General features: G+C 60.1%; 12 protein-coding genes. 7 read left to right on the forward strand and 5 right to left on the reverse strand.

What is annotated here, in order from left to right; genetic code table 11:
* Positions 1–117 precede the first annotated feature (117 nt).
* Entirely contained in the window at positions 118–1,308 is a 1,191-nt protein-coding gene (metK, locus tag M5G18_RS22250) for a methionine adenosyltransferase (RefSeq protein WP_011336330.1), read from the reverse strand.
* 18 nt (positions 1,309–1,326) lie between these two features.
* The gene (locus M5G18_RS22255; protein WP_273896207.1) at positions 1,327–2,322 is read right to left on the reverse strand and encodes an ArsR/SmtB family transcription factor; all 996 of its coding nucleotides are present in this window, start codon (positions 2,320–2,322) and stop codon (positions 1,327–1,329) included.
* A gap of 271 nt (positions 2,323–2,593) precedes the next feature.
* Here M5G18_RS22255 and tkt point away from each other — a divergent pair, with 271 nt between their 5' ends.
* The 7 genes from tkt (at position 2,594) to M5G18_RS22290 (ending at position 9,214) form a co-directional block, all read left to right on the forward strand.
* Positions 2,594–4,591 (forward strand): transketolase, encoded by a 1,998-nt coding sequence (gene tkt / locus M5G18_RS22260; RefSeq protein WP_221535732.1) that lies wholly within the window; start codon positions 2,594–2,596, stop codon positions 4,589–4,591.
* 151 nt (positions 4,592–4,742) lie between these two features.
* Positions 4,743–5,795, forward strand: coding sequence for an erythrose-4-phosphate dehydrogenase (gene epd, locus M5G18_RS22265; protein ID WP_007959703.1), 1,053 nt, complete (start codon positions 4,743–4,745; stop codon positions 5,793–5,795).
* A gap of 12 nt (positions 5,796–5,807) precedes the next feature.
* Positions 5,808–6,971: a phosphoglycerate kinase gene (locus M5G18_RS22270; protein ID WP_273896210.1), complete on the forward strand. Its 1,164-nt coding sequence runs from the start codon at positions 5,808–5,810 to the stop codon at positions 6,969–6,971.
* Between the two features lie 34 nt (positions 6,972–7,005).
* A complete protein-coding gene (locus M5G18_RS22275; RefSeq protein ID WP_085697808.1) occupies positions 7,006–7,227 on the forward strand; it encodes a hypothetical protein in 222 nt (73 codons plus the stop codon).
* A gap of 56 nt (positions 7,228–7,283) precedes the next feature.
* A complete protein-coding gene (locus M5G18_RS22280) occupies positions 7,284–7,616 on the forward strand; it encodes an MliC family protein (RefSeq protein ID WP_011336325.1) in 333 nt (110 codons plus the stop codon).
* 125 nt (positions 7,617–7,741) lie between these two features.
* Positions 7,742–8,806, forward strand: coding sequence for a class II fructose-bisphosphate aldolase (gene fba, locus M5G18_RS22285; RefSeq protein ID WP_007959708.1), 1,065 nt, complete (start codon positions 7,742–7,744; stop codon positions 8,804–8,806).
* Between the two features lie 156 nt (positions 8,807–8,962).
* Positions 8,963–9,214 carry a helix-turn-helix transcriptional regulator gene (locus M5G18_RS22290; protein ID WP_273896215.1) on the forward strand — a complete coding sequence of 84 codons (252 nt, stop codon included), beginning with the start codon at positions 8,963–8,965 and terminating at the stop codon, positions 9,212–9,214.
* A 69-nt stretch (positions 9,215–9,283) separates the two neighbouring features.
* Here M5G18_RS22290 and M5G18_RS22295 read toward each other — a convergent pair whose 3' ends face one another.
* The 3 genes from M5G18_RS22295 to M5G18_RS22305 all read right to left on the reverse strand — a co-directional run bounded on the left by M5G18_RS22295 (position 9,284) and on the right by M5G18_RS22305 (position 11,019).
* A complete protein-coding gene (locus tag M5G18_RS22295; protein ID WP_273896217.1) occupies positions 9,284–9,541 on the reverse strand; it encodes a helix-turn-helix domain-containing protein in 258 nt (85 codons plus the stop codon).
* Positions 9,542–9,639: 98 nt separating this feature from the next.
* A complete protein-coding gene (locus M5G18_RS22300) occupies positions 9,640–9,990 on the reverse strand; it encodes a DUF6124 family protein (RefSeq protein ID WP_273896218.1) in 351 nt (116 codons plus the stop codon).
* A 360-nt stretch (positions 9,991–10,350) separates the two neighbouring features.
* Positions 10,351–11,019, reverse strand: coding sequence for a polysaccharide lyase family 7 protein (locus M5G18_RS22305; protein ID WP_007959711.1), 669 nt, complete (start codon positions 11,017–11,019; stop codon positions 10,351–10,353).
* Positions 11,020–11,251 lie beyond the last annotated feature (232 nt).

Genomic DNA, 11,251 nt, shown 5'->3' on the forward strand with positions numbered 1-11,251 from the left:
CTTGAAGGCTAGCCGGGATTTTGAAGTGGGCCGGGCGGCTGTTTTGCCGGTTGTTTCGCGACCACGAAAAAGCCCCGCACGGCGAACCGTGCGGGGCTTCTTGTACCGCCAGGAAAATTACAGGCCGGCAGCGGAACGCAGAGCGTCGGCGCGGTCGGTTTTTTCCCAGGTGAACGTGGAGAAGGTGTCTTCGCCAACAGTCTTGGTCTGCGGAGCACGGCCGAAGTGGCCGTAGGCTGCAGTTTCCTGGTACATCGGGTGCAGCAGGTCCAGCATGGTGGTGATCGCGTATGGACGCAGGTCGAACACTTCGCGGACCAGTTTGATGATCTTGTCATCGCTGATCTTGCCGGTGCCGAAGGTGTTCAGCGAGATCGAGGTAGGCTGGGCCACACCGATCGCGTAGGAGACCTGGATCTCGCAACGCTCGGCCAGGCCGGCAGCCACGATGTTCTTGGCAACATAACGGCCAGCGTAGGCAGCCGAACGGTCAACCTTGGATGGATCTTTACCGGAGAACGCGCCGCCGCCGTGACGGGCCATGCCGCCGTAGCTGTCGACGATGATCTTGCGACCGGTCAGACCGCAGTCACCTACCGGGCCGCCAATGATGAACTGGCCGGTCGGGTTGATGTGGAACTGGGTGTCCTTGCTCAGCAGTTCGGCAGGCAGTACGTGCTTGACGATCAGCTCCATCACGCCTTCGCGCAGGTCGTTGTACGACACTTCAGGGTTGTGCTGGGTCGACAGAACCACGGCGTCGATACCGACAACCTTGCCGCCTTCGTAACGGCAGGTCACTTGCGACTTGGCGTCCGGACGCAGCCAAGGCAGCAGACCCGATTTACGGGCTTCGGCCTGACGCTGCACCAGCTGGTGCGAGAAGGTGATCGGTGCTGGCATCAGCACGTCGGTTTCGTTGCTGGCGTAGCCGAACATCAGGCCCTGGTCGCCGGCGCCCTGATCTTCAGGCTTGGCACGGTCAACACCCTGGTTGATGTCAGGGGACTGCTTGCCGATGATGTTCATCACGCCGCAGGTCGCGCCGTCGAAGCCGACGTCGGAGCTGGTGTAGCCGATGTCGCAGATCACGTCACGAACGATCTGCTCCAGGTCGACCCAGGCGCTGGTGGTCACTTCACCGGCAACGATGGCCACGCCAGTCTTGACCAGGGTTTCCACCGCAACGCGTGCGTGCTTGTCCTGGGCGATGATGGCGTCCAGCACTGCATCGGAAATCTGGTCGGCGATTTTGTCCGGATGTCCTTCAGACACGGACTCGGAGGTGAAGAGGGAGTATTCGCTCATCTCGATGTTTTCCTGAATTTACCGATGGTGAGTGTCGCCAGCCGGTCGCTGAAAATGGCGAACCTGGATCTGGAAACCATTACGTAAGCCTACATAGAGGCTTTCCCCGGGAACGAGTCCCGCAGCGGTGGCCCAACGGGCCAGATCGTCCTGTTCAAACCCCAACCACAGATCACCGCAGGCCTCCCTGGCCCAACTCTGGTTGTGGCTACATAACTCTGTCACGAGCAGGCTACCGCCCGGTTGCAGCAGGCTGGCCATGTGCTTGAGCGCTTCGGCCGGCGCGGCGAAATGGTGCAACACCATGTTCAACACCACGCAATCGGCCTGAAGACTTACGCCATTCAATGCATCGGCCAATTGCAGGCTGACGTTAGCCAGCTTTTCACGTTCACATACCTGGCGTGCCAGTTCGAGCATCGCCGCGCTGTTGTCCAGTGCGGTTACGGTGCCGAAGCGGCGCGCCAGTTCCGGCAGGAATGCACCATCGCCGGGGCCGACTTCAATGGCCGTGGCAGCGCCATTGAAATTCAGTTTGTCGAGCAGGGCCAGCACGCTTTCACGGTATTGCGGCAGGCCGGCAATCAAATCCTGCTGGGCGCGGAATTTCTCCGCGACCCGGGCGAAAAAGTCCTGGCTGTTGGCCGCGCGTTGCCCGTGAACCTGTGCGATCCGGGTTTCCACGTCGGCGGGCAGCGCCAGATTGTCGACTTCTTCTAACAATGCCGCGTGCAGCTTGCCGCCCAGCAACTCGGTGTGGGGCAGGGCGCGGCGATAGAACACCGCATTGCCTTCACGGCGAGTCGCCACCAGATCCGCCTGCGCCAGCACTTTAAGGTGATGGCTCATGCCGGACTGGCCGATATCGAAAATCTGCGCCAGTTCCAGTACGCCGAACGAGTCGTTGGCCAGGGCGCGCAATACATTCAGCCGCAGCGGATCGCCGCCGGCCTTGCACAGGGCCGCCAGCTCGTCGCAATCGTCATGGCGAATGGAAGGCACGCGTAAGTTCATAGGGCTGGCAGTCTAGTGACGGCGGGAAGGCATCGCAAGGTCTATATCAAAAAGTTTTGATATTGCTCGATGGATGGCGCATTCGATTGCACTTCTCACTGCCCGGTTAACTCTACAAACGAACAGCGGAAAGGTTTCACCAACCGAAACCGATGTTATCCATGGGAAAAACGCCTCCGGATGACTATCTGTCATTGCCCCGAGGCGCTCGGGTGAGGGAAAATGCCCTCCTTTTTTCCGTTTCAATCTATTCACACCCAGGAGATCAGCGATGCCTAGCCGTCGTGAGCGTGCCAACGCCATTCGTGCCCTCAGCATGGATGCCGTGCAAAAAGCCAACAGCGGCCATCCCGGTGCCCCTATGGGTATGGCAGATATCGCCGAAGTGCTTTGGCGCGACTACCTCAAGCACAACCCGAGCAATCCATCGTTCGCCGACCGTGACCGCTTCGTGCTGTCCAACGGCCACGGCTCGATGTTGATCTACTCGCTGCTGCACCTGACCGGCTACGACCTGTCGATCGACGACCTGAAGCAATTCCGTCAACTGCACAGCCGTACCCCGGGCCACCCGGAATTCGGTTACACCCCGGGCGTTGAAACCACCACCGGCCCGCTGGGTCAGGGTCTGGCCAACGCCGTGGGCTTCGCCCTGGCTGAAAAAGTACTGGGCGCGCAGTTCAACCGTCCTGGCCACAACATTGTCGACCACCACACCTACGTGTTCCTGGGTGATGGCTGCATGATGGAAGGCATTTCCCACGAAGTCGCTTCCCTGGCCGGTACGCTGGGCCTGGGCAAGCTGATCGCTTTCTACGATGACAACGGCATCTCCATCGACGGCGAAGTCGAAGGCTGGTTCACCGACGACACGCCGAAGCGTTTCGAATCGTACAACTGGCAAGTGATCCGCAACGTCGACGGTCACGACCCGGAAGAGATCAAGACCGCCATCGAGACCGCTCGCAAGAGCCCGCTGCCGACCCTGATCTGCTGCAAGACCACCATCGGTTTCGGTTCGCCGAACAAGCAAGGCAAGGAAGATTGCCACGGCGCCCCGCTGGGTGACGCGGAAATCGCCCTGACCCGTCAGGCGCTGAACTGGAACCACGGCCCGTTCGAAATCCCGGCCGACATCTATGCCGAGTGGGATGCCAAGGAAAAAGGCCGCGCCGCCGAAGCCGAGTGGGACCAGCGTTTCGCTGCCTACTCCGCCGCGTTCCCGACCGAAGCCAACGAACTGATCCGTCGCCTGAGCGGCGAGCTGCCGGCCGACTTCTCCGAGAAGGCCGATGCCTACATCGCTGAAGTCGCGGCCAAAGGCGAAACCATCGCCAGCCGTAAAGCCAGCCAGAACGCCCTGAACGCGTTCGGCCCGCTGCTGCCGGAAGTGCTGGGCGGTTCGGCTGACCTGGCCGGTTCCAACCTGACCCTGTGGAAAGGCTGCAAAGGCGTCAGCGCCGAAGACGCCAGCGGCAACTACATGTACTACGGCGTGCGCGAATTCGGCATGACCGCCATCATGAACGGCGTTGCCCTGCACGGCGGTCTGGTGCCTTACGGCGCGACCTTCCTGATGTTCATGGAATACGCCCGCAACGCAGTGCGCATGTCCGCTCTGATGAAGCAGCGTGTGATCCACGTCTACACCCACGACTCCATCGGTCTGGGCGAAGACGGCCCGACGCACCAGCCGATCGAGCAACTGACCAGCCTGCGCAGCACGCCGAACCTCGACACCTGGCGTCCAGCCGATGCCGTTGAATCGGCCGTGGCCTGGAAAAACGCTCTGGAACGCAAGGACGGCCCGTCGGCGCTGATCTTCTCGCGTCAGAACCTGCAGCACCAAACCCGTGATGCCGGCCAGATTGCCGACATCCGCCGTGGTGGCTATGTGCTGAAGGACTGCGCAGGCGAGCCTGAGCTGATCCTGATCGCGACCGGTTCGGAAGTCGGTCTGGCCGTTCAGGCCTACGACAAACTGACCGAGCAAGGCCGCAAGGTGCGCGTGGTTTCCATGCCATGCACCAGCGCGTTCGACGCTCAGGACGCCAGCTACAAGCAATCGGTCCTGCCGTTGCAGGTTGGCGCGCGTATCGCGATCGAAGCGGCCCACGCCGACTTCTGGTTCAAGTACGTGGGTCTGGAAGGTCGCGTGATCGGCATGACCACCTACGGCGAATCGGCTCCGGCTTCGGCACTGTTCGAAGAGTTCGGCTTCACCCTGGAAAACATCCTGGGTCAGGCTGAAGAGCTGCTGGAAGACTGATTCAGAATAGATGTCGTCTTGACTGACGCCATCGCGGGCAAGCCCGCTCCCACAGGGATCTACATCGTCCATGTGGGAGCGGGCTTGCCCGCGATGGCGGTCGGTCAGGCAACATCGCACTGCCTGATTCACCACGGTAATCGAGAACCCCATGCCTCAACCGCGTCCCTACAAAGTTGCACTCAACGGCTACGGCCGGATTGGTCGTTGCGTCTTGCGTGCGTTGTTCGAGCGAGGCTCGGCGGCAGGGTTTGAGATTGTCGCGATCAACGATCTGGCCGACATGGCCAGCATCGAATACCTGACACGCTTCGACTCCACTCATGGCCGGTTCCCCGGCGAGGTGAAGGTCGACGGCGATTGTCTGCATATTAATGGCGACTGCGTGAAGGTCCTGCGCAGTGCCACCCCCGAAGGCATCGATTGGGCGTCGCTGGGCGTCGATCTGGTGCTCGAATGCTCCGGCGCCTACCACACCCGCGCAGACGGCCAGCGTTTCCTCGACGCCGGCGCGCCGCGTGTGCTGTTTTCGCAGCCGATGGCCAGCGAGGCGGATGTCGACGCCACCATCGTCTACGGCGTCAATCAGGATTGCCTGACCGGCGACGAACTGCTGGTGTCCAACGCCTCCTGCACCACCAACTGCGGCGTGCCGCTGTTGCGTCTGCTGGATCAGGCGGTCGGCCTGGATTACGTATCGATCACCACGATTCACTCGGCGATGAACGATCAGCCGGTGATCGACGCCTATCACCACGAAGACCTGCGCCGCACCCGTTCGGCGTTCCAGTCGGTGATCCCGGTGTCCACCGGTCTGGCGCGTGGTATCGAGCGCCTGCTACCGGAACTTGCCGGGCGAATTCAGGCCAAAGCCGTACGCGTGCCGACGGTCAACGTGTCCTGCCTCGACATCACGATGCAGACCGCGAGCGACACCGACGCCGGCGAGGTCAACCGGATCCTGCGCGACGCCGCCACCAGCGGCCCGCTCAAAGGTCTGTTGGCCTACACCGAACTGCCTCACGCAAGTTGTGATTTCAACCATGACCCACATTCGGCCATCGTCGATGCCAGTCAGACCCGCGTTTCCGGCCCACGGCTGGTGAACATCCTGGCCTGGTTCGACAACGAATGGGGTTTTGCCAACCGAATGCTGGATGTTGCAGAACACTATCTGCAAACAGCGACTTCAAAAAAACCGTAGGAAGTGCGACCCATGACCGTGTTGAAGATGTCCGACCTCGATCTGCAAGGTAAGCGCGTATTGATCCGCGAAGACCTCAACGTCCCAGTCAAGGACGGTGTTGTCACCAGCGATGCGCGTATCCTGGCTTCGCTGCCGACCATCAAGCTGGCCCTGGAAAAAGGCGCGGCCGTGATGGTCTGCTCGCACCTGGGTCGTCCGACCGAAGGCGAATTCTCTGCCGAGAACAGCCTCCAGCCAGTCGCCGATTACCTGAGCAAGGCTTTGGGTCGCGAAGTGCCGCTGGTGGCTGACTACCTGGGCGGCGTTGACGTCAAGGCCGGCGACATCGTGCTGTTCGAAAACGTGCGCTTCAACAAGGGCGAGAAAAAGAACGCCGACGAACTCGCCCAGCAATACGCCGCCCTGTGCGACGTGTTCGTGATGGACGCTTTCGGCACCGCTCACCGCGCCGAAGGTTCGACCCACGGCGTCGCCAAGTTCGCCAAGGTCGCCGCTGCCGGCCCGCTGCTGGCCGCTGAGCTCGACGCACTGGGCAAAGCCCTGGGCGCCCCGGCCAAGCCGATGGCTGCCATCGTTGCCGGTTCCAAGGTCTCGACCAAACTCGACGTGCTGAACAGCCTGAGCCAGATCTGCGATCAACTGATCGTCGGCGGCGGTATCGCCAACACCTTCCTCGCTGCGGCCGGTCACCCGGTCGGCAAGTCGCTGTACGAGCCGGACCTGCTGGACACCGCGCGCGCCATCGCCGCCAAGGTCAGCGTGCCGCTGCCGGTCGACGTGGTAGTTGCCAAGGAATTCGCTGAAAGCGCCGAAGCGACCGTGAAGCTGATCGCTGACGTTGCTGCCGACGACATGATCCTCGACATCGGCCCGCAAACCGCCGCCAACTTCGCCGAACTGCTGAAGTCGTCGAAAACCATCCTGTGGAACGGCCCGGTCGGCGTGTTCGAATTCGACCAGTTCGGCAACGGCACCAAAGTGCTGGCCCAGGCCATCGCCGAAAGCGCAGCGTTCTCGATTGCCGGTGGTGGCGACACCCTGGCGGCCATCGATAAATATGGCGTGGCTGAAAAGATTTCCTACATTTCCACCGGCGGTGGCGCGTTCCTCGAATTCGTCGAAGGCAAGGTGTTGCCGGCCGTTGAAGTCCTGGAAAGCCGGGCCAAGGCCTGAGGCCGCCCGATTGGCCAGGCAAAGGAGTGTTCAGATGGTCAAGTCGTTAGCGCTGTTGTTGCTGACCGGTACATTGGCAGCCTGCGGGAGTAACCCGAAGGCTGCGCCGGAGCCGGCACCCGGCGAGGCACAGAAAGGCTGTTACCAGGCCGACTGGCAGGCCGAAACCAACCCGGTGCTGAACAAGCGCTCGGGCCCGGACGGTCTGGACAAATACGAGACGCAAACCCCGGCCAAGGAACATGGTTGTCCTTGACCGGTCTGACTCTTTACTCAAGTCCGGCGGCGTGCGCTGCCGGTCGAGGAACACGGATGAAAGGCTTGATCGCCGTTGCGGCACTGGGATTGTTGGGTGGTTGCGCGCAGTGGAACCCGTTCCAGTCGTCCGCCCCTGTGGATAACTGGACCACCTGGACCTGCGACAGCCAGGCCAAGGTGCTGTGGCGCTTCACCGATGCCGCCCGCAAGGAAGTCGATGTGCGCCTGGGCGGCGGTGATCAGGTCTATCGCCTGAAAGAAGAGCCGGGCGCCTCGGGCGCGCTGTACAGCGACGACATGCTGGCGTTTCACATCAAAGGTGAGGAAGGCCTGGTCTACTGGGTCGCCACCAATGATCTGATCGGCCGGGGCTGCAAAGCCGAATAAAACAGAATTTGCTTTATCGAATCACCAGGCCGGGCCTCAACCCCCGATCTGCAATCACTTGAATAGCCGCCGCCGCTCCGGCAGGCTGGCACGATTAACGACCCAAACCGGGAGAGAGACACACAATGGCACTTATCAGCATGCGCCAGATGCTGGACCACGCAGCCGAATTCGGCTACGGCGTTCCAGCCTTCAACGTCAACAACCTTGAGCAGATGCGCGCCATCATGGAAGCCGCTGACAAGACTGACTCCCCGGTGATCGTCCAGGCTTCGGCCGGCGCTCGCAAATACGCCGGTGCGCCGTTCCTGCGTCACCTGATCCTGGCGGCAATCGAAGAATTCCCGCACATCCCGGTGTGCATGCACCAGGACCACGGCACCAGCCCTGACGTCTGCCAGCGTTCCATCCAGCTGGGCTTCAGCTCGGTCATGATGGACGGCTCCCTCGGCGAAGACGGCAAGACGCCGACCGACTACGAATACAACGTCCGCGTGACCCAACAAACCGTAGCCATGGCTCACGCCTGCGGCGTTTCGGTTGAAGGCGAGCTGGGCTGCCTGGGTTCGCTGGAAACCGGCATGGCCGGTGAAGAAGACGGCATCGGCGCCGAAGGCGTTCTGGATCACAGCCAGATGCTGACCGACCCGGAAGAAGCTGCTGACTTCGTCAAGAAGACTCAGGTCGACGCCCTGGCCATCGCCATCGGCACCAGCCACGGCGCCTACAAGTTCACCAAGCCACCTACCGGTGACGTGCTGGCGATCGACCGCATCAAGGAAATCCACAAACGCATCCCGAACACCCACCTGGTGATGCACGGTTCCTCGTCGGTTCCCCAAGAGTGGCTGGCGATCATCAACCAGTACGGCGGCGACATCAAAGAAACCTACGGCGTACCGGTTGAAGAAATCGTCGAAGGCATCAAGCACGGCGTGCGCAAGGTCAACATCGACACCGACCTGCGTCTGGCATCCACTGGCGCCATGCGTCGCCTGATGGCCACCAACCCGAGCGAGTTCGACCCGCGTAAATTCTTCGGCGAAACCGTCAAGGCGATGCGCGATGTATGTATCGCTCGTTACGAAGCCTTCGGTACTGCCGGCAACGCTTCGAAGATCAAGCCGATCTCGCTGGAAAGCATGTATCAGCGTTATCTGAAGGGTGAGTTGAACGCCAAGGTCAATTGAGACTGGGTGTTTAGCTGAGTTGAAGGAAACCCGCCGAGAGGCGGGTTTCTTTTTGCCTGGGTTTTTTATGTCTAGCTCATATACGTTGCGTGAGATGTCACCTATAACGGACAAAAAGCCGGAACGGCTTACTGAAGTCCGATATAGGTGACATTGATGATCTTGTACAACCCTCCGCTGTTTGGTGAGCGAGTCCGTCAGTACAGGCGTGCGAAGGGTTATACCCAGGCGCTGTTGGCGCAGAGAGCGGCGTGCAGCCGTAAGACCATTATTGATCTTGAAGCGGGAGGGAATGTGGCCCTGTACACCGTGTTCAGGGTTTTGACAGCGCTGGGAATGGCGCTTGATATCGTGGATAGCCGGATAGATATCAAATCCTTGGCGGATCTGGTTGAGCACGATGAGTAGCTGCAACGGAGTCCGTCTACGGATTTTCACGGGAGGTGATTTTGCGTGGGGTAAGAATTATCCAAAAAGTCAGAGATCATTGAATAACTCCGCAAGCTCTTCAAGAGTCGGCATTACAGCTGGAATGACCACAAGCTCACTATCCAGAGCTGCCAGGGTGCGTGCGTAGGCGATCATGCTGACAGATGGAGCGCCTTTCTCCACTGCGATGATTTTGTATCGTGTCAGCCCCGCGAGCTCGGCAAGTTGTACTTGCGTCAGGCCACGAGCTATACGTTTTTCGCGTAGTTGATTACCTAGACGGCTGATCAATAGGACGTAGTCCATGTTCCGCTACCGCAACATTTGAAGATTCATGTTGTGCAAACACAGTTCGAGAAACCCGCCGTGAAGCGGGTTTTTTTAGATAGAGCGGATTATTTCGGCTATACGTGATCCAGCGCCTGATTTACCGCCAGTTCTCCAAGCATCACCAGTTGCGCAATGCCTATCGCGGTTTTGCGGTCGGCGGGAGGGAGGGTGGCGGCGAAGTTGTTGAGCATTTCGCTGGCGGAGCCGAGCGTTTCGCTGGCGTTGGCCAGCAGGGATTCGGTGTTGTAGGCGGGGTTGGCGAAGTACATGCGGTCGGGTTCGTTGACCGTGGCCATGATGCGGGCGCCGGGGCAGAGGTAGTGGTCGAGGGCGCGTTCGGCGGCTTCGTTGAGTTTTTTGGAGTCGAGGGATTCGTAGGGGGAGGCCAGATCGATATCTGGAGGATTAGGCGTAGGTTTGAACATTTGGTGGATTCCCGATAGGGCCACGACCAATCCGCTACTACACGAAAGGGTGGCGGCTGTACGCAAGTTAGTAGACCGGGCAACCCCACCAAATCCCGGCGCACCCGAAGGCGCCATGCGCACAGCCACCATCAAGTACAGGCCAGGCCTGACTGAAGGACGCTTGTACGACGGTGGAGTTGCCGGGCTACTAAACCCGATCACTGCGAATCAGTGACCCGAATCAAGTTACCGATGGCCCTCCAGGCGCACAAGCCGGCGGATTCTGGCGTACCGGTAGGCAGCGACGCAAGCCGTTGTAGGCTTCGGGACGTTTCGCGAACTGCCTTTAAACAGAAGCCTTAAACGGTCGCGCGGCTGCTATTTATCGTGATCAATATCCAGCTTGCTGAACGTCACTTGCCCACCTTCACTCGTGTACCCGGTGTTGTCCTGCACATACACGCCCGCCTTGAAATACAGCGGTTTGTTGCGCCACGTTGCGCTGATCTGCGAATCCCACTGATACCCGGCCGCACTCACGCCCAGCGCGCCGCCGGGGCTCAGGTGAATGAGGTAGTTGAACTCGCGATTGAGTTTGATCCCGGTGGCGAGGGTGATGACGCGGCTTTCGTCCTGATCCGGATGGGTGCGCAGTTTGATCACCAGGTTGCCGGTCTCGGTTTTGTCTTTGTATTGATACTCAAGCTTGAGCATCGGCTTCTGGCTTTCATAGGCGTGGATCTGGCCGATGACGATCTTGCCGGAGCTGGGCACCTTGTTGACCGAAAGGGTCGCGCGCAGCAGGTTGTCGGCGTCCGGGTAGTACCAGTTGCGCAGAGTGCCGTTGCTGTAGGTTTCGCGCAGTTCGGTGCGCGGGTAGATGGCGTTTTCGGTTTTCGAGCCGGTCACCGGGGACCAGAAGAACAAGGTGCCGGTGTCGGAATGGAAGTACTGATCCTTGAAGCCGTTCACCAGTTTGGAGGTTTCGACGGTGTAGGGCGGGCTGCCAACGGGAACGCTGAGGTTCCAGGTTGCGAGGTCGATCATGTCGGTTCTTCCACTCTGTTGCTGTTGCACGCGCGTGCCAGAAGCTCTAGCCCGCGGTTCTTGGGGGCGGCCTTTATAAGCGTAGAGGGATTTTTTGTTAACGGCCGTCTGGCGGATGATTGGCGTCAACATCCTGTCGAAATGCCATCTTTCCCGGTTTTCGGGGGCTTCAGCGGTGACCGTTAGTCGGCTACTTACCGGTTTGGTTAAATGATGGCTTGGTGACAGCTAC

Source organism: Pseudomonas aphyarum (assembly GCF_028657055.1).
GTDB classification, from domain to species: Bacteria; Pseudomonadota; Gammaproteobacteria; order Pseudomonadales; family Pseudomonadaceae; genus Aquipseudomonas; species Aquipseudomonas aphyarum.

Coding starts and splice junctions, on each gene's coding strand:
- metK (WP_011336330.1), bottom strand. CDS start 1,308: ATGAGCGAATACTCCCTCTTCACCTCCGAGTCCGTGTCTGAAGGACAT.
- M5G18_RS22255 (WP_273896207.1), bottom strand. CDS start 2,322: ATGAACTTACGCGTGCCTTCCATTCGCCATGACGATTGCGACGAGCTG.
- tkt (WP_221535732.1), top strand. CDS start 2,594: ATGCCTAGCCGTCGTGAGCGTGCCAACGCCATTCGTGCCCTCAGCATG.
- epd (WP_007959703.1), top strand. CDS start 4,743: ATGCCTCAACCGCGTCCCTACAAAGTTGCACTCAACGGCTACGGCCGG.
- M5G18_RS22270 (WP_273896210.1), top strand. CDS start 5,808: ATGACCGTGTTGAAGATGTCCGACCTCGATCTGCAAGGTAAGCGCGTA.
- M5G18_RS22275 (WP_085697808.1), top strand. CDS start 7,006: ATGGTCAAGTCGTTAGCGCTGTTGTTGCTGACCGGTACATTGGCAGCC.
- M5G18_RS22280 (WP_011336325.1), top strand. CDS start 7,284: ATGAAAGGCTTGATCGCCGTTGCGGCACTGGGATTGTTGGGTGGTTGC.
- fba (WP_007959708.1), top strand. CDS start 7,742: ATGGCACTTATCAGCATGCGCCAGATGCTGGACCACGCAGCCGAATTC.
- M5G18_RS22290 (WP_273896215.1), top strand. CDS start 8,963: ATGATCTTGTACAACCCTCCGCTGTTTGGTGAGCGAGTCCGTCAGTAC.
- M5G18_RS22295 (WP_273896217.1), bottom strand. CDS start 9,541: ATGGACTACGTCCTATTGATCAGCCGTCTAGGTAATCAACTACGCGAA.
- M5G18_RS22300 (WP_273896218.1), bottom strand. CDS start 9,990: ATGTTCAAACCTACGCCTAATCCTCCAGATATCGATCTGGCCTCCCCC.
- M5G18_RS22305 (WP_007959711.1), bottom strand. CDS start 11,019: ATGATCGACCTCGCAACCTGGAACCTCAGCGTTCCCGTTGGCAGCCCG.